General features: G+C 58.7%; 15 protein-coding genes and 1 pseudogene. 7 read left to right on the forward strand and 9 right to left on the reverse strand.

The features are described 5' to 3' along the window. The 3 genes and pseudogenes from ispE to ACIPLA_RS23430 form a co-directional block, all read right to left on the reverse strand. A pseudogene (gene ispE / locus ACIPLA_RS23420) lies at window positions 1–746 on the reverse strand (4-(cytidine 5'-diphospho)-2-C-methyl-D-erythritol kinase); the annotation flags it as partial. A gap of 2 nt (window positions 747–748) precedes the next feature. Beyond that, window positions 749–1,366 (reverse strand): lipoprotein insertase outer membrane protein LolB, encoded by a 618-nt coding sequence (gene lolB, locus ACIPLA_RS23425; RefSeq protein ID WP_008074188.1) that lies wholly within the window; start codon window positions 1,364–1,366, stop codon window positions 749–751. Between the two features lie 4 nt (window positions 1,367–1,370). Continuing rightward, window positions 1,371–3,095, reverse strand: a complete 1,725-nt coding sequence (locus ACIPLA_RS23430; RefSeq protein ID WP_192345465.1) for a tetratricopeptide repeat protein — start codon at window positions 3,093–3,095, stop codon at window positions 1,371–1,373. A 235-nt stretch (window positions 3,096–3,330) separates the two neighbouring features. On the opposite strand from ACIPLA_RS23430, the gene hemA reads away from it, so the two are divergent. From hemA to ACIPLA_RS23460, 6 genes are all read left to right on the forward strand, one after another. Then, window positions 3,331–4,620 carry a glutamyl-tRNA reductase gene (hemA, locus tag ACIPLA_RS23435; RefSeq protein ID WP_401176360.1) on the forward strand — a complete coding sequence of 430 codons (1,290 nt, stop codon included), beginning with the start codon at window positions 3,331–3,333 and terminating at the stop codon, window positions 4,618–4,620. Continuing rightward, the gene (gene prfA / locus ACIPLA_RS23440) at window positions 4,617–5,699 is read left to right on the forward strand and encodes a peptide chain release factor 1 (RefSeq protein WP_030129716.1); all 1,083 of its coding nucleotides are present in this window, start codon (window positions 4,617–4,619) and stop codon (window positions 5,697–5,699) included. The genes hemA and prfA overlap by 4 nt, the downstream gene beginning before the upstream one ends. Continuing rightward, window positions 5,700–6,530 (forward strand): peptide chain release factor N(5)-glutamine methyltransferase, encoded by an 831-nt coding sequence (prmC, locus tag ACIPLA_RS23445; protein ID WP_123501314.1) that lies wholly within the window; start codon window positions 5,700–5,702, stop codon window positions 6,528–6,530. Then, complete coding sequence (locus tag ACIPLA_RS23450; RefSeq protein ID WP_218399343.1) at window positions 6,524–7,279, forward strand: molybdopterin-synthase adenylyltransferase MoeB; 756 nt, start codon at window positions 6,524–6,526, stop codon at window positions 7,277–7,279. Before prmC ends, ACIPLA_RS23450 begins: the two co-directional genes overlap by 7 nt. Continuing rightward, a complete protein-coding gene (gene murI, locus ACIPLA_RS23455) occupies window positions 7,272–8,063 on the forward strand; it encodes a glutamate racemase (RefSeq protein WP_401176365.1) in 792 nt (263 codons plus the stop codon). Before ACIPLA_RS23450 ends, murI begins: the two co-directional genes overlap by 8 nt. A gap of 120 nt (window positions 8,064–8,183) precedes the next feature. Next, window positions 8,184–8,702: an acyloxyacyl hydrolase gene (locus ACIPLA_RS23460; protein ID WP_218399345.1), complete on the forward strand. Its 519-nt coding sequence runs from the start codon at window positions 8,184–8,186 to the stop codon at window positions 8,700–8,702. Window positions 8,703–8,838: 136 nt separating this feature from the next. Here the strand turns inward: ACIPLA_RS23460 and ACIPLA_RS23465 are convergent, their stop codons facing one another. The 6 genes from ACIPLA_RS23465 to ACIPLA_RS23490 all read right to left on the reverse strand — a co-directional run bounded on the left by ACIPLA_RS23465 (window position 8,839) and on the right by ACIPLA_RS23490 (window position 14,548). Further along, complete coding sequence (locus ACIPLA_RS23465; protein WP_063342543.1) at window positions 8,839–9,144, reverse strand: YkgJ family cysteine cluster protein; 306 nt, start codon at window positions 9,142–9,144, stop codon at window positions 8,839–8,841. 60 nt (window positions 9,145–9,204) lie between these two features. Continuing rightward, entirely contained in the window at window positions 9,205–9,981 is a 777-nt protein-coding gene (locus ACIPLA_RS23470) for an SDR family NAD(P)-dependent oxidoreductase (protein ID WP_401176369.1), read from the reverse strand. A gap of 55 nt (window positions 9,982–10,036) precedes the next feature. Continuing rightward, window positions 10,037–11,485, reverse strand: coding sequence for a deoxyribodipyrimidine photo-lyase (gene phrB, locus ACIPLA_RS23475; RefSeq protein WP_401176372.1), 1,449 nt, complete (start codon window positions 11,483–11,485; stop codon window positions 10,037–10,039). Between the two features lie 34 nt (window positions 11,486–11,519). Continuing rightward, window positions 11,520–12,461 carry a MerR family transcriptional regulator gene (locus ACIPLA_RS23480; RefSeq protein WP_401176374.1) on the reverse strand — a complete coding sequence of 314 codons (942 nt, stop codon included), beginning with the start codon at window positions 12,459–12,461 and terminating at the stop codon, window positions 11,520–11,522. After that, complete coding sequence (locus ACIPLA_RS23485) at window positions 12,461–13,420, reverse strand: DUF523 and DUF1722 domain-containing protein (protein WP_218399349.1); 960 nt, start codon at window positions 13,418–13,420, stop codon at window positions 12,461–12,463. The genes ACIPLA_RS23480 and ACIPLA_RS23485 overlap by 1 nt, the downstream gene beginning before the upstream one ends. A gap of 141 nt (window positions 13,421–13,561) precedes the next feature. Next, window positions 13,562–14,548 (reverse strand): NAD(P)/FAD-dependent oxidoreductase, encoded by a 987-nt coding sequence (locus tag ACIPLA_RS23490; RefSeq protein ID WP_218399350.1) that lies wholly within the window; start codon window positions 14,546–14,548, stop codon window positions 13,562–13,564. Window positions 14,549–14,744: 196 nt separating this feature from the next. Between ACIPLA_RS23490 and ACIPLA_RS23495 the strand changes: the two genes are divergently transcribed. Continuing rightward, window positions 14,745–15,653, forward strand: coding sequence for a TIGR01777 family oxidoreductase (locus ACIPLA_RS23495; protein ID WP_218399351.1), 909 nt, complete (start codon window positions 14,745–14,747; stop codon window positions 15,651–15,653). Window positions 15,654–15,661 lie beyond the last annotated feature (8 nt).

The raw sequence follows: 15,661 nt of genomic DNA on the forward strand, positions 1-15,661 counted from the left end.
CAGCTTTGCTTGGGAAGCCCCCAAACACACAACTTCCAGTTCCGGTGAGTTTTGCTTCGGTAAATTTACCTAACAAATTCAACGCGTTACGTACATCTGGAACGCCTTGCTACCACCGGCAAGCAGTCATTTCGACTGTTTCCCTTGGGAACGGGGCGCACTTTAATGGGAGGAGTGTTACGTGTCAACAGTGGATCTGAAAAAATTTCTGCTGTACTTACAGATACTTGCGGCACCAGTACGAGATACCACGGTTCTTCGGGCTCTACAGGGGTGAGTTTTTCCCCCACGCCCTCGGCGAAAGCCGCGTGGCCACGCACGAAAACCGGGACGTCGGCGCCAAGCGTAAGGCCCAGCGCGGCCAGTCGATCCTCATCCCAACCCAGTTGCCAAAGATGATTGAGGCCCAGCAACGTGGTTGCCGCATTCGAACTGCCGCCACCGATTCCACCGCCCATGGGCAGGATTTTTTCGATCCAGATGTCGACGCCCAGCGAACATCCGGATTGCGCCTGAAGTTTTTTTGCGGCTTTGACGATCAGGTTGCTGTCGTGAGGGACGTCGGCGAATTCGGTGTGCAACCGAATCACGCCATCGTCGCGAACGGCGAAGGTGATTTCATCGCCGTAATCGAGGAACTGAAAAATCGTCTGCAACTCGTGGTAACCGTCTTCGCGACGACCGAGGATGTGCAGCATCAAGTTGAGCTTGGCGGGCGAGGGCAATGTCAGGCGTGGCGCAGTCATGTTCACTGCCCCAGTTTGCGTGGTTGCCATTCCTTGATCACCAGCGTGACATCAAGGTCGGTGCCATGCAGTTTGATCCGCTCGGGCAGCCAGTAGCCGTTTTGCTCGGCATAACTGAGGTACTCGACCTGCCAGCCATCCTGTTCGAGATTGGCCAGACGGCTGTCGACGTCGAGGGTCAGGCGACTTTTGCTGTCCGGGGCCGGGAGCCCGCGAACCCACCATGCCAGATGGGATACCGGCAATTTCCAGCCCAGTTGTTCTTCAACCAGGGCTTCCGGGGTCGGCGCGTCATAGCGGCCCTGATTGGCCACTTCCAGCGAGACTTTGCCCGGACGACCCGTCAAACGGGCCGCGCCCCGACCCAGAGGACCGGAAAGGCGGATGTCGTAGTAATCCTGGCGTTGCAGCCAGAACAACGTGCCGCTGCCCGAATCTTTTGGCGCGCGGATGCCGATTTTGCCGTTGATCTGCCATCCATCAAGGCCGGTCAGTTGCTGTTTGTGCTCGCGCCATTGGGCCTTGTTGCCTTGACCCTGGACCGATTCGCGGGCAACGAAGCCCGCGCAACCGGCGAGCAGGGCGATGAAGCTGAAAATAATGAGGTGGCGCAAAAACATAATTTTAAAGAGTCTCTGATCCGGTCAGGCGTTTGATGGTGCCACGCAGGGTAGGGCTGTCGGGTTGTTCCTTGAGGAACTTGCTCCAGATTTGCTTGGCTTCGCGTTGTTTGCCGTTGGCCCACAGGACTTCGCCCAGGTGCGCGGCAACTTCCTGATCGGGGAAACGCTCCAGCGCCTGGCGCAAATAGCGCTCGGCTTCATCGAGGTTGCCCAGGCGGAAATTGACCCATCCGAGGCTGTCCAGGACGGCCGGGTCTTCAGGGGTGATCTGGTGCGCCTGTTCGATCAAGGCCTTGGCTTCGGCGTAGCGTGTGGTGCGGTCGGACAGGGTGTAGCCGAGGGCGTTCAACGCCATCGCGTTGTTCGGATCGCGCTTGATGATCAGTCGCAGATCTTTTTCCATCTGCGCCAGGTCATTGCGTTTTTCTGCCAGCATGGCCCGGGTATACAGCAGATTCAGATCGTCCGGGTATTGCTGCAGGGCTTGCTGCAAGACTTTCCAGGCCTTGTCGCCCTGTTTGTTGGCGGACAAGGTTTCGGCTTCGATCAGATACAACTGGATCGCGTAATCAGGTTGCTCGCCGCGCTCCGCTGCCAGACGGCTTTGAGCTTCGGCGGTCTTGCCGTTGTTCATCAGAATATCGGCAAGACGCAATTGCGCCGGCAGGTAATCGTTGCCCGGCCCGACCTGGGCGTATTCAATCAATGCGCCCTGCGGGTCGTTACGCTCTTCGGCAATGCGCCCCAGGTTCAAGTGTGCCGAGTCGACATGGCTTTCCCGGGCGATCAAATCTTCCAGGTAGCCTTTGGCTTCGTCCCAGGCTTTGGCTTCCAGGCAGACCAGTGCCAGGGAATAACGCAATTCGTCGTCTTCGGGGTATTGCTGCACCAGGCTCGAGAACTCGACCTTGGCGTCGTCCATGCGGTCCTGTTCAACCAGCATGCGCGCGTAAGTCAGGCGCAGGCGTTTGTCGTCCGGGTACTTCTTGATGCTTTTTTGCAGCAGCGGCAAGGCTTCATCGCCACGGTTGAGCCCTTGCAGCAGGCGCGCGCGCAGCAAGATAGGCGCTATTTCGCCTTCGTCCGGCGGATTGTCTTCGAGCAGGGTCAGGGCGCCCTTGGCATCGCCGTCCTGTTGCAGCAACAAGGCCTTGCCAAAAATCAGCTGGTTGTTGTGCGGATGGCGCTGCAGCAAGCGGTCAAAACCTTTCATCAGACCGTTGCGAGTTTCCTGGTCGGTATCGGCTGCGGACAGGGCGAGAAAATCGAAATGCGTGTCGCCCTTGCCTTGCAGGACTTTCTCCATATAGACCATGGAGTCGTCGTAACGACCGGCGCGGGCGAGTTGCACGGCAGCCGCCCGTTGCGCTTCGAGATCGTCCGGGGCGTTCCTTGCCCAGACCAGTGCGGTGTCGAGGGCAGCCTGATCGGCACCCAGATACTCGGCAATGCGAAATGCCCGCTCGGAGATGCCCGGATCCTGGGTATTGATGGCCTGGGTCACGTAGTTGTCCAGGGCAATGTCGTAACGATTGCGCTGGCCAGCCAGTTCGGCGCTCAACAAGCTGAAGATGGTTTCTTCGCTGAACGAGCTGTAAACCTTGGGCTTTTCAGGGGCCGGAGTGCTGTCTTCGACCGGCGGCGTACCGTCCGATGAAACGGGCGCCAAGGCCTGGCAGCCGCTGAGGAAGACTAAAGCGAGGAGCAACGCGGAAGATCTATTCATATAGGAAAAGGACGACTAACCTGCGGTCGGATCATCATGACACAAGCCTTGAGCCAAACATAACCGCCCGGCCAATTTACCCGCGCGGGCAATCCCCGCAGGCCCGGCGCCCTTGTAAACGAGAACGGATCGCAGCCTTCGGCAGCTCTTGCGGGCGCGATAGATATCGAGTGGTTGTTCTGGCTCTGTCGAAGTAGGACAATTGTCGGCTTCACGTCACCATCAGCGACCTTGAATGGCCTTCCTTGCACTCGGTATTAACCACAAGACTGCTTCAGTAGACGTCCGCGAGCGCGTGGCCTTTACCCCTGAGCAGCTGGTTGAGGCCTTGCAGCAGCTCTGCCGACTCACCGAAAGCCGCGAAGCTGCGATCCTCTCCACCTGCAATCGCAGTGAACTGTATATAGAACAGGATCACCTTTCGGCTGACATCATATTGCGCTGGCTGGCCGATTATCATCATTTGAGCCTCGATGAGCTGCGCGCGAGCGCTTATGTGCATGAAGATGATGCGGCAGTTCGTCACATGATGCGGGTTGCCTCCGGGCTCGACTCGCTGGTGTTGGGCGAACCGCAGATTCTCGGTCAGATGAAATCGGCCTACGCTGTCGCTCGCGAGGCTGGCACCATCGGTCCGCTGCTTGGGCGGCTGTTCCAGGCCACATTCAATGCGGCCAAACAGGTGCGGACCGACACCGCCATCGGCGAAAACCCGGTATCCGTAGCGTTTGCCGCGGTCAGCCTGGCGAAACAGATTTTCAGTGATTTGCAACGCAGCCAGGCTTTGTTGATTGGCGCCGGTGAGACCATCACCCTGGTCGCCCGCCATCTGCATGAGCTGGGGGTCAAGCGAATCGTGGTTGCCAACCGCACCCTGGAGCGCGCGAGCATTCTGGCCGAACAGTTCGGCGCCCACGCAGTGCTGCTCTCGGACATCCCGGCAGAACTGGTGCGCAGCGACATCGTCATCAGTTCCACCGCCAGCCAGTTGCCGATTCTCGGTAAAGGCGCGGTGGAAAGTGCCTTGAAATTGCGCAAGCACAAGCCGATTTTCATGGTGGATATCGCTGTCCCTCGGGATATCGAGCCGGAAGTCGGCGAGTTGGACGACGTTTACCTATATAGCGTCGACGATCTCCACGAAGTGGTCGCCGAAAACCTCAAGAGCCGTCAGGGCGCAGCCCAGGCCGCCGAAGAGATGGTGTCGGTCGGTGCCGAAGATTTCATGGTTCGCCTGCGCGAACTGGCGGCGGTGGATGTGCTCAAGGCCTATCGTCAACAAAGCGAGCGCATGCGCGACGAAGAATTGCTTAAAGCTCAGCGCATGCTGGCCAATGGCAGCAGCGCCGAAGACGTGCTGGTGCAACTGGCCCGCAGCCTGACCAATAAACTCTTGCATGCACCGAGCGTGCAGTTGAAAAAGCTCTCTGCCGAAGGCCGCCTCGATGCGCTGGCCATGGCCCAGGAACTCTTTGCCCTCGGTGAGGGCTCATCGGATAGCTTTTCGGATAAGAAACCGCAATGAAAGCGTCACTGCTCAATAAGCTGGACATCCTCCAGGACCGTTTCGAGGAATTGACCGCCCTGCTTGGCGACGGCGAGGTCATTTCCGATCAAAACAAGTTCCGTACCTATTCCAAGGAATACGCGGAAGTCGAGCCGATCGTTGGCACCTATAAACAGCTGCTTAAAGTGCAGGGTGACCTCGAAGGGGCTCAGGCGCTGCTCAAGGACAGCGATCCGGACATGCGCGAAATGGCCGTGGAAGAAGTCCGCGAAGCCAAAGAGCAACTGATCGAAATAGAAGCCAGCCTGCAACGCATGCTGCTGCCCAAGGATCCGAACGACGGACGCAACGTATTCCTCGAAATCCGTGCCGGCACCGGCGGTGACGAAGCGGCGATTTTCTCCGGCGATCTGTTCCGCATGTATTCGCGTTACGCCGAGCGACGTGGCTGGCGGGTGGAAATTCTCTCGGAGAACGAAGGTGAACACGGCGGCTATAAAGAAGTCATTGCCCGGGTCGAAGGCGAGAACGTTTACGGCAAGCTGAAGTTCGAATCCGGCGCGCATCGCGTACAGCGGGTTCCGGCCACTGAATCCCAAGGCCGCATCCACACCTCGGCCTGCACCGTGGCCGTGTTGCCCGAGCCGGACGAGCAGGAAGCGATCGAGATCAACCCGGCAGACCTGCGGGTCGACACCTATCGCTCCTCCGGTGCCGGTGGTCAGCACGTCAACAAGACCGATTCGGCAATCCGTATCACGCACTTGCCGTCCGGTATTGTCGTCGAGTGCCAGGAAGAACGTTCCCAGCACAAGAACCGCGCCCGTGCGATGTCCTGGCTGTCGGCCAAGCTCAACGACCAGCAGACCAGCGCCGCCGCGAACGCTATCGCGAGCGAGCGTAAATTACTGGTAGGTTCCGGTGACCGTTCCGAGCGTATTCGCACCTATAACTTTGCCCAGGGCCGGGTCACCGACCATCGGGTCAACCTGACGCTGTATTCGCTCGACGAAATTCTCGCCGGTGGCGTGGATGCGGTCATCGAACCGTTGCTGGCCGAATATCAGGCCGACCAATTGGCAGCGATAGGTGAGTAAATGACGATCATTGCCAGTTTGCTGCGCGCCGCTGATTTGCCCGACTCGCCCACCGCGCGTCTGGATGCCGAATTGCTGCTGGCGGCTGCCTTGGGTAAATCCCGCAGTTTTCTGCACACCTGGCCTGAACGTATCGTCCCGAGCGAAGCGGCACTGAAATTTGCCGAGTACTTGCAACGCCGCCGTAGCGGTGAGCCGGTGGCTTACATTCTGGGGCAGCAGGGCTTCTGGAAACTTGACCTGGAAGTCGCGCCCCACACGCTGATTCCGCGTCCCGACACCGAACTGCTGGTAGAAACCGCGTTGGAGCTGTTGCCGGCGACCCCGGCCAGGGTTCTTGATCTGGGCACCGGCAGCGGCGCCATTGCCCTGGCGCTGGCCAGCGAGCGTCCGGCCTGGAAAGTCACCGCCGTGGATCGCGTGCTGGAGGCCGTGGCCCTGGCTGAGCGCAATCGCCAGCGGCTGCACCTGAACAACGCCACGGTGCTGAGCAGTCATTGGTTCAGCGCTTTGGAAGGCCAGCGCTTTCAATTGATCATCAGCAATCCGCCCTACATTGCTTCGACCGATCCGCATCTGGCGGAGGGTGACGTGCGCTTCGAACCGGCCAGTGCTCTGGTGGCTGGCGTCGATGGGCTCGACGATTTACGTCTGATCGTCGATCAGGCGCCGGATCATCTTGAGGCAGGTGGCTGGTTGATGCTCGAACATGGTTACGATCAAGCCGAGGCCGTGCGCGATTTGCTGCTGACCCGCGGCTTTGAAGAGGTCCACAGCCGCACCGATCTGGGCGGTCACGAACGCATCAGTCTGGGGCGCTTGCCGTGCTGAATGATCAGGAATTACTGCGCTATAGCCGGCAGATTCTGCTGCAACACGTCGACATCGACGGCCAGTTACGGCTAAAGGAAAGCCGTGTGCTGATTGTCGGTCTCGGCGGTCTCGGCTCACCGGTGGCGCTGTACCTGGCGGCGGCCGGTGTCGGTGAGTTGCATCTGGCGGATTTCGACACGGTCGACCTGACCAATCTGCAACGTCAGATCGTTCATGACACCGACAGCGTCGGCTTGAGCAAAGTCGATTCGGCGATCCGTCGCCTGACTGCGATCAATCCCCAGATTCAACTGATCGCCCATCGCACCGCACTCGATGAAGATTCCCTGGCGGCGGCAGTGGCGGCGGTGGATCTGGTGCTGGACTGTTCCGATAATTTTTCCACCCGCGAAACGGTCAACGCTGCGTGTGTGGCTGCGCGCAAACCGCTGGTCAGCGGTGCGGCGATTCGGCTGGAAGGGCAATTGTCGGTCTTCGACTCCCGTCGTCCGGAAAGCCCGTGCTACCACTGTTTATACGGGCACGGCAGCGAAGCCGAGTTGACTTGCAGCGAGGCCGGCGTACTCGGTCCGCTGGTGGGCCTGGTCGGTAGCCTGCAAGCCCTCGAAGCGTTGAAATTGCTGGTGGGTTTCGGCGAACCGCTGGTGGGACGCCTGTTATTGATCGATGCCTTGGGCACGCGCTTCCGTGAATTGCGGGTCAAGCGTGATCCAGGCTGTAGCGTCTGCGGGTCAAGCCATGCGTGAAGCGCCGATTGCTGTATTCGATTCCGGCGTCGGTGGCCTCTCCGTGCTGGCCGAGATCCAGCAGTTGCTGCCCAATGAATCTCTGTTGTACCTCGGCGATTGCGGGAATATTCCCTACGGTGAGAAATCCCCGGCATTCATCCGTCAGCGTTGCAGTGTCATGGCGCAGTTCTTTCAACAGCAGGGCGCCAAGGCGCTGGTGCTCGCTTGCAATACCGCAACCGTTGCGGGTGTTGCGGACTTGCGGCGCGATTTCCCCGAGTGGCCCATCGTCGGCATGGAGCCTGCGGTCAAACCGGCGGCTGCGGCGACGCGCAGCGGTGTGGTTGGCGTACTCGCCACCACCGGCACTTTACAGAGTGCGAAGTTCGCCGCCTTGCTCGACCGTTTCGCCGCCGATGTGCGAGTCATCACCCAGCCATGCCCAGGGCTGGTGGAGCTGATTGAAAATGGCGATTTGCACAGCGAGGCATTGCGTCAGTTGCTGCAAGGGTATGTCGATCCGCTGCTAGCTGAAGGTGCAGACACAATCATTCTTGGCTGCACGCATTATCCTTTCCTAAAGCCTCTGCTTAAGCAGTTGCTCCCCCAGAACATCAGCCTGATCGATACCGGTGCCGCTGTGGCTCGGCAGCTTCAACGATTGTTGGCAGAGCGTGAGTTGCTGGCCGAGGGGCCTGCTCGCGCTGCCCGGTTCTGGACGAGTGCGGATCCGGAACATTTCAGAAATATCTTGCCGGTTTTGTGGTATTCGACGGGTGTTGTGCAAAGCTTCGACTTGTAGATAAAAAAAGAGATGACACGAATAATTGAGCTGAACTTCTGATCAAGCTTCAACTTCTATAGCTTTGTCAGTTGGACAGCATAAAAACCATACGAAATTGTTCGGAAAAGGATGTTTCTAATGAAGCGACTATTCTGCTTGGCCGCGATTGCGACCGCATTGATGGGGCACAGTTTTACCGCGCAGGCAGCAGGGGTGGAATTCGGGGTCGGCCAGACCAGCGATTCGACCATGACTTACCGACTGGGCATGCAATTCGACTGGGACAAGAGTTGGCTGCAGAGTGACATCGGTCGCTTGACCGGCTACTGGAGCGGCGCTTACACCTACTGGGAGGGCGATGAAACGTCGAGCAATCACAGTGTGTCGTTCTCGCCGGTACTGGTGTATGAGTTTGCCGGTGAGACGATCAAACCCTACGTTGAAGCGGGTATCGGTATCGCGGTGTTTGCCAACACTGAAGTCGAAGACAACAAACTTGGCGGGGCCTTTCAGTTCGAAGATCGTTTCGGGTTTGGTCTGCGCTTTACCGGCGGACATGAAGTCGGGATTCGCGCCACGCACTATTCCAATGGCGGGATCAGCAGCCCGAATGATGGCGTAGAGAGTTACTCGCTGCATTACACGATGCCGTTGTAAGCATTACTGCACTTTTAATGTGGGAGCGGGCTTGCTCGCGAATGCGATTTAACATTCAACATTGATGTTGACTGACAATCCGCTTTCGCGAGCAAGCCCGCTCCCACATTGGATCTTCATGGCCTGCTGTATTCGCTCACCGATACGCCGTCGCAATCCCCTGGCGTTCGGTGATGCATTCCGGTGCGCCCATTTCGAACTCCCGGCAAATCAGCGGACGTTTTTCGTAGATGGTGCACATCATGCTGTCGCGATCCAGCGCGGCGCACCAGCCGTCATCCAGCCGCAGCATGACTTCCCCGCCCCAATCGTCGGTATCGATAAAACGCTCGGGCACGCCGGTGTCGGTGATCAACATGACTTCAAGCTGGCAGCAGCAGGCTGCGCAGGTCGAGCAGGTGACCGCCGGTTCGGCGATTTGCGTATGGGGAATAGTTTTCATGGCGCGCAGTGTAAGCCAGTGGGCCTACGCTGTGTGAAAGGTCTGACAGACGCTCAGACTTCATGGCAGATCTTCGGTTGGCGGATTGTTTCGCTCCATGCGCTTGCCGATTTCCAGTCTCCTCTGGCCGGGCTTTTGCGGCAGAGGCCAAAGGACAGGCATGAGCAGTTCCGGTAAAGGGAGCTCCAGTGGCCGATGCTTGAGCAGGTCGAAGAGGTAGCGCGCAGCTTTGTCCGCCGACCAATCGAGGTGTTGTGAAACCTCGTTGCTCAGAGGGGTATCGATAAGTCCTGGGCTGACTATAGTCATTTCGATGTTTTCCGGCGCCATGTCGATGCGCAAGGATTCGAAAAGGTGACGCAATCCGGGCTTTGAATCGCCATAGGCTTCGGCCCGTGGCAGGGGCAGGTAGGTCACTGAACTGGCCAGGGCCACCAGATGCGGCGCAGTGCCCGCTCGCAGCAGGGGGCGGGCGGCTTCGATGCAATAGCTGCTGGCAAGCAGGTTGGTGCGCACGATGTGCTCGATGATTGATGAGTCGAACTGATTGACGTCGACGTATTCGCAGGTTCCCGCGTTGAGGATCATGGTATCCAGAGAGCCCCATTCCTTGGCAATCTGCTCGCCGATTTCGCGCACCCGTTGGCTGTTGGTCAAATCACCGGCAGCCACCAACACTTGGCCGGGATAACGCTGAGACAAGGCTTTCAATGGCGCCAATGAGCGGGAGCTGACAGCCAGGTGGGCACCGGTTTTCAGTATTTCTTCGGCCAGCGCGGTCCCAATACCGTTGCTGGCGCCAGTCAACCAGTATCGCCTTGCAGGAGTACGACTCATCCCAATCTCCTTATCTTCCCGATTCAATTCCGTGTTCATACGTAAAACTGCGCTATCAAAGTGATTCCGGTGGTGATAAACCCTGTCGCGACGGCAGGTTTTTGAACGCGGCCAAGGCCCGTTCGCGGGAAGTGCTCAGGTTGACAATCGGCGATGGATAATCCGTCACACCGAATAATCCGTCGAGTCTCGCGCGATTGTGCAGGTCTTTTTTATTCATTTCGTTGATCTGCGGCAACCAATGCTTGATGAAAACCCCTTCGGCGTCGAATTTTTCCGATTGGCTCAGGGGGTTGAAAATGCGGAAGTAGGGCACCGAATCGGTGCCAGTGGACGAACTCCACTGCCAGCCACCGTTGTTCGCCGCCAGATCGCCGTCAATCAGATGCTGCATGAAGAATCGCTCGCCTTCACGCCAGTCGATCAGCAGGTTTTTGGTCAGGAACATTGCCACGACCATGCGCAGACGGTTGTGCATCCAGCCGGTTTCCAGCAATTGGCGCATGGCGGCATCAATGATCGGCAGGCCGGTACGGCCTTGCTGCCAGGCCTGGAGATCTTCCGGGGCATCACGCCAGGCCAGGGCTTCGGTTTCCGGGCGAAAGGCGCGGTGCCGGGAAACCCGTGGGTAGCCCACCAGAATGTGTTTGTAGAATTCGCGCCACAGCAACTCGTTGATCCAGGTGACAGCACCGACCTTGCCGCTTTCGAATTCCCCCTGATTGCTTTGCAACGCGGCGTGCAGACACTGGCGAGGGGAGATGACCCCGGCGGTGAGATAGGTCGAGAGCTGACTGGTGCCGGGTTTTGCCGGGAAATCACGCTCGCTGTGGTAATAGTCGATCTGTGCGTCGACAAAGGTCTCGAGACGGCGTCGGGCCTCGGTTTCGCCGGCCGGCCAGAGAGCACGCAAACTGTCGCTGGGCGTGTCGAAACCCTCGACACGAGAGGGCGGTTCGTCGCTGGCGATACCCAGCGGCGCCTGGATGGCGGGGGCGGTAACCAATCTCGGCAATGATGCATGCAAGCGTTCGTAGCAGACCTTGCGGAACTGGCTGAAGACCTGGAAATAGGTGCCGGTTCTGGTCAGCACTGTGCCAGGCTTGAACAGCAGTTGATCGAGGTAGCGGTAAAAGTCGATACCTTGGGCTTTCAGGATTTGGGCCACCGCGGCATCACGACGGGTTTCATGAATGCCGTATTCCTCGTTGACGTGCACTGCGTCGATCTTCAATTGCTGGCACAACTCGAGCAGGACCTTTGGTGCTTCATCCCAGCGGGACGCCTTGCGAATCAGCAGCGGGATGTTCAGGGCGCCCAGCGCATGACGTAACTCGCTCAGGTTGCGCAGCCAGAAATCCACTTTGCACGGCGCGTCGTCATGCGCCAACCATTGCTGCGGACTCAGCAAATACACCGCCACACTCGGGCCGCGGGCTGCAGCGGCCGAGAGGGCGGTGTTGTCGTGTAGACGCAAGTCGCTGCGCAGCCAGATCAATTGCATGGTGATATCCGCACAATCATTGAAAAATACGCCATTAAATGAGCCCGCGCTGAATCAGGCCCAGATGAGCCGATAATGGGTCTTCGGCCAGGGACAAGTCAGCAATGGCGGCGGTTCTTGCGGATAACTCGGTGTGGTGAATGCACACCGTTGCCCCGGCAATCATTTTTGGGCAGCTGACGCCATTCAAAAGTTTCGTCAGATGCGCAAGATTCATGGCTTTGCTGGAATACAGCAGTACGCCGCGGGCTTGCAGGTGATCAACCGCCAGCGCAAGTTCGCCAGCGGGGAGCGGCCAGTCGAAGACTTCCACCGGACAATCGACGCTGCTGATCAGCCAGGCGGTGAGCCACAGATAAGGCTCCAGCGGCAGGTCCGAGTAATTGATCAGCAACAGTGGCGCGGTGCGCAACTGACGGTTGTTATGGTAGATCCTCGCGCCGAATTTGCTGCGCAACCAGGAATAAACAAACACCCGCTCCATTTGCGCGCCGAACTGGCCTTGCCAGCGCTGCTCCAGATCCGCCAGCAACGGCATCAACAATTTTTCACACAAGGTGCGTGGCGGATACAGCGCCATCGCCTGATTCACCGTGTCATCGAGGGTGCGTTCGGCCAGCTGAGTGACCGCTTGCAGCAGCGTCTGGCGCAGCACCAGCCAATCGTTCCCGACGGAGTCGGTAAGCCCCTGAGGCGTGTCGAGCAGTTGTTTGACCTGGCTGACAGCCACGCCGCGATTGAGCCAGGTAAGGATCGTCAGGATCCGTTGAACGTGTTCGGCACAGAACAACCGATGCCCCTTGGGCGTGCGCTGAGGCACGATCAACCCATAGCGCCGTTCCCAGGCGCGTAAGGTGACGGCATTGACCCCGGTCTGCCGGGCCACTTCCCGAATGGGCAGCCAACCAACGTCCAGGGCCTTCTTGAAGTCACTGCCAAGGTCTTCGCTGGCGCTGGTATCCGGTGGATTTTTCATTAAATCGCGTTTCGCAGGCTGAGGTTTTCCGGGTGCGGTTGCAGGTAAACCTGTTGCGCAATGTACGGATCCGGGTGTTGGCGAAAGTAGTGTTTGAGCAACATCAATGGCACCACCAGCGGCACGATGCCCCGGCGGTATTGGCCGATGACGTGCTGCACTTCCTGTTTGTCTTCAGGGCTGATGGCCTGTTTGAGATAACCGCTGAGGTGCTGCAGCACGTTGGTGTGGGTGCGGCGTGTGGCGCACTTTTTCAGGGCCGCCATCAGCTCGCTGAAATAGCGTGGGCCGAACACTTGCGGATCGGTTTGCCCCATGTTGCCCAACAAGTTGCCCAGGGTTTTGTATTGCACCGGGTTGTGGGCCATCAGCAGGTATTTGTAGCGCGAGTGAAAGTCAATGAGGCCGCGCCGGGTCAGGCCTGTTTGCAGCAATTGCTGCCAGGCGCTGTAGGCGAACACGCGGGTGAGGAAGTTTTCCCGCAGCACCGGGTCGTTGAGGCGGCCGTCTTCTTCCACCGGTAAATCAGGATGCAATGCACAGAAGGCCTGGGCGTAGATACCACGGCTACCGCCGTCCACTGGCGCGCCGTTGGCGTGGTAGACCTTGACCCGCTCCAGCCCGCACGAAGGGGATTTCTGCATGAAGATATAGCCGCAGATGCCATCCAGCTCCAGCGCCATTTTTTGACCGTATTCGGCCAGAGGTCGAGTGACGTTGATCTCTGGGTGGACGGTGCCGACAGCCTCCGGGTGCTCGGGGTTGCCGACCAGGCGGATCGGTTCGCGAGGGATACCCAGGCCAATGGCGACTTCCGGGCACAGCGGGACGAAATCGAAATACTCAGAGAGGATGCGGCTGCACAGAGGCGACGCCTTGTGCCCACCGTTGTAACGCACCTCGGCCCCCATCAGGCAAGCGCTGATGGCGATTTTGGGTTTCATGGCTGTAGGGGACATGGGAGCGCCTCGAATCCAGACCTGTACAGATTATTGGATCTGTACAACATGTACTTCATCATAGATTCAAAGGTGTACAAGTCAAAATTTTTGTATAAGTTTTTGCAAGGCTGCTGTCCATGTCGACAGCAGCGATTAAATTCATTGCAGGTGTTCGTGCAGCCGGCGGGCTGCTTCCTGACCACTGAGCCAGGCACCTTCGACACGGCCAGACAGGCACCAGTCACCGCACACATACAAGCCCAGATCGGCATCGGCCAACGCGCCCCATTCATGGCTGCTGGCCGGCCGGGCGTACAGCCAGCGGTGAGCGAGGCTGAAGGTCGGAGCAGGCATGGCGTCGTTCAGCAATTCGGCAAAGGCACCGTGCAATTGCTCGATCACGGCATCCTTGGGCAGGTCGATATGCTGCCGGCTCCAGGCACTGGTGGCATGCAGCACCCACGTATCGAGGGTGGTGTCGCGTCCCGGTTTGCTGCGGTTGCGCGCCAGCCAGTCCAGTGGGCTGTCCTGCACGAAGCAACCTTCGATGGCGGTTTCCAGTGGTGTGTCGAACGCCAGGGCGACGGCCCAGGTGGGTTCCATTTTTACCCCGGCGGCGGCGCCGGCGAGTTTCGGTGCGGCCGCCAGCAGCGCGGTTGCCTGAGGGGCTGGCGTGGCGATGACGACATGGCTGAACGGGCCGTGAGTGAAGCCCTCGGCGTCTTGCAGATGCCAATGTTCTTCACCGCGATAGACCTCGGTGATGCGGCAAGCGAAATGCACTTCCAGATCACCGAGCAGGCCGCGCGTGATCGCGCTCATGCGGGGCGTGCCGACCCAACGCGTCTGTTCATCCGGCGAAGGTCTGAGCTGGCCGCCGTGAAAGGTATAGAGCTGCGGCGTCCATACGGCGACCCAGCCATTGGTTTGCCAGCGCTGGACTTCAGTGACGAAGCGGCGATCGCGAGCAGTGAAATATTGCGCGCCCATGTCCAGAGCACCCGCATCGCTGCGCTTGCTCGACATGCGTCCGCCACTGCCGCGGCTTTTATCGAAAAGCTGAACGACATGCCCGGCCTCCGTCAGGGCCTGGGCGGCTGAGAGTCCGGCGATGCCGGTGCCGATGATTGCGATAGGTACAGTCATAGGGGCCTCGTTTACCTGTCTGTACAGACTACGCCGTGGTTCAAACCTGTACAATATTGTTTTTTGGTATAACTTTTAGCGTCCTCGTTCTGACAGCTTGGCCTATTGTTAAGCACAGAGCCTGCCCAATACCAAAGATCCCTGCTTATAAAAATAGACTAGTGATCAGGGTAAAACGCCACGCGAGGAAGATGTCATGCACATATTGCTGACCGGCGGTACTGGTTTGATAGGACGTCAACTCTGCCAACACTGGTTGAGCCAGGGACATCGCCTGACAGTCTGGAGTCGCACGCCTGCAAAAGTCGCCAAAGTCTGTGGCACTCAGGTACGTGGAATCGCACGGCTTGAGGACCTGGGTCAAGAACCGGTGGATGCAGTTATCAACCTCGCGGGCGCACCGATTGCCGATCGGCTCTGGACGCACAAACGCAAGGCGTTGTTGTGGAGCAGCCGGATCACCCTGACCGAAACCCTGCTGGCTTGGCTCGAAAGCCGCGAGCAGAAACCGCAGGTATTGATTTCTGGCTCCGCGATCGGTTGGTACGGCGACGGTGGTGAGCGGGAGTTGACTGAAGAATCTCCACCGGTCATTGATGATTTCGCCAGCCAGTTGTGCGTCGCCTGGGAGGAAACCGCGCAACGCGCCGAAGCCTTGGGCATTCGCGTGATCCTCATTCGTACCGGGTTGGTGCTGTCCGCAGAGGGCGGCTTTTTGTCGCGGCTGTTGTTGCCGTTCAAACTGGGGCTGGGCGGGCCTCTGGGCAGTGGTCGGCAGTGGATGTCGTGGATTCATATCAAGGATCAAATCGCCCTGATTGATTTTCTTCTGCACCGCAATGAGGCCAGCGGTCCATATAATGCCTGCGCGCCCAAGCCGGTGCGCAATCGCGAATTCGCCCAAACGTTGGGTAGCGTGTTGCATCGTCCGGCGTTCATGCCGATGCCAACCCTCGTGTTGAAGGTGGGCCTGGGCGAGTTGTCATTGTTGCTGCTGGGTGGCCAGAAGGCCATGCCGGCTCGCTTGCTGGAAGCGGGCTTCACTTTCCAGTTCACTGATTTGCGCGCGGCGTTGGACGATGTGTCCAGCCGCCTTAAGAAATAGGACGTTGC

This window comes from Pseudomonas sp. NPDC086112, from assembly GCF_044746425.1.
Lineage (GTDB): Bacteria > Pseudomonadota > Gammaproteobacteria > Pseudomonadales > Pseudomonadaceae > Aquipseudomonas.

Excerpts from the sequence above, each read along its gene's own strand:
- ACIPLA_RS23485 (WP_218399349.1), bottom strand. The coding sequence starts at position 13,420 with ATGTCCCCTACAGCCATGAAACCCAAAATCGCCATCAGCGCTTGCCTG.
- ACIPLA_RS23480 (WP_401176374.1), bottom strand. The coding sequence starts at position 12,461 with ATGAAAAATCCACCGGATACCAGCGCCAGCGAAGACCTTGGCAGTGAC.
- ACIPLA_RS23430 (WP_192345465.1), bottom strand. The coding sequence starts at position 3,095 with ATGAATAGATCTTCCGCGTTGCTCCTCGCTTTAGTCTTCCTCAGCGGC.
- prmC (WP_123501314.1), top strand. The coding sequence starts at position 5,700 with ATGACGATCATTGCCAGTTTGCTGCGCGCCGCTGATTTGCCCGACTCG.
- ACIPLA_RS23470 (WP_401176369.1), bottom strand. The coding sequence starts at position 9,981 with ATGAGTCGTACTCCTGCAAGGCGATACTGGTTGACTGGCGCCAGCAAC.
- ACIPLA_RS23460 (WP_218399345.1), top strand. The coding sequence starts at position 8,184 with ATGAAGCGACTATTCTGCTTGGCCGCGATTGCGACCGCATTGATGGGG.
- murI (WP_401176365.1), top strand. The coding sequence starts at position 7,272 with ATGCGTGAAGCGCCGATTGCTGTATTCGATTCCGGCGTCGGTGGCCTC.
- phrB (WP_401176372.1), bottom strand. The coding sequence starts at position 11,485 with ATGCAATTGATCTGGCTGCGCAGCGACTTGCGTCTACACGACAACACC.
- ACIPLA_RS23490 (WP_218399350.1), bottom strand. The coding sequence starts at position 14,548 with ATGACTGTACCTATCGCAATCATCGGCACCGGCATCGCCGGACTCTCA.
- ACIPLA_RS23465 (WP_063342543.1), bottom strand. The coding sequence starts at position 9,144 with ATGAAAACTATTCCCCATACGCAAATCGCCGAACCGGCGGTCACCTGC.
- hemA (WP_401176360.1), top strand. The coding sequence starts at position 3,331 with ATGGCCTTCCTTGCACTCGGTATTAACCACAAGACTGCTTCAGTAGAC.
- lolB (WP_008074188.1), bottom strand. The coding sequence starts at position 1,366 with ATGTTTTTGCGCCACCTCATTATTTTCAGCTTCATCGCCCTGCTCGCC.
- prfA (WP_030129716.1), top strand. The coding sequence starts at position 4,617 with ATGAAAGCGTCACTGCTCAATAAGCTGGACATCCTCCAGGACCGTTTC.
- ACIPLA_RS23495 (WP_218399351.1), top strand. The coding sequence starts at position 14,745 with ATGCACATATTGCTGACCGGCGGTACTGGTTTGATAGGACGTCAACTC.